Genomic DNA, 642 nt, shown 5'->3' with positions numbered 1-642 from the left:
GCGACCTCCACCGCGCGGGTGCCCGCCGCGCAGGCCGCGTCCAGGTTGCCGGACTCCAGTTCGGCGACGGCCGACACGACGAGCCGCAGCCCGTGCGAGCGCACGAACTCCTCGGTCGGGCAGGCCAGCGCGCGTTCGGTGAAGCGGCGCACCTGGCGGGGAAGTTTCAGGTCGCGGTAGCACTCGGCCGCGTCGGCGGCGAACCGCTCGTAGGAGTAGAAGTCCAACCAGGACGGGTCGGGGTCGCCGTCGCGGGAGCGCTCAAGCCAGCCCTCGGAGGCGCGCAGGGCCGCGCCGCACGCGGGGCCGTCGCCCGCCTTGGCCTGGGCGCGGGCCTCGACCAGCCGGAAGAAGCTCATGGTGCGCGCCGTCGCCAGGCCGCGGTTGCGCTCCAAGGCCGCCTGGGCCAGGTCCACGCCCTCGTCGGCGAAGCCCCGGTAGGTGGCCTGCAGGCTCATCGACGCGAGCACGTACCCGCCCAGCGGTACATCGGCCGCGCCCCGGGCCAGCCGCAGCGCCTGGATGTAGTAGCGCTGCGCGGCCTCCTGTTGGCCGGTGTCGAACGCCATCCAGCCGGCCAGCCGGGTCAGCTCGGCCGCGGCACCGAACAGCGCGCGGCCCACCTCGTCGGTGTACGCGCCG

The 642-nt window shown here is 75.2% G+C and carries 1 pseudogene; it reads right to left on the bottom strand.

The annotated features are described in order from the left end of the window. Window positions 1-642, bottom strand: a pseudogene (locus KUM32_RS42595) (MFS transporter); the annotation flags it as partial.

This window comes from Streptomyces sp. AC627_RSS907 (genome assembly GCF_019049165.1).
The sequence above is the reverse complement of the archived record's forward strand: the minus strand, read 5'-3'. Positions and strand labels throughout refer to the sequence as shown.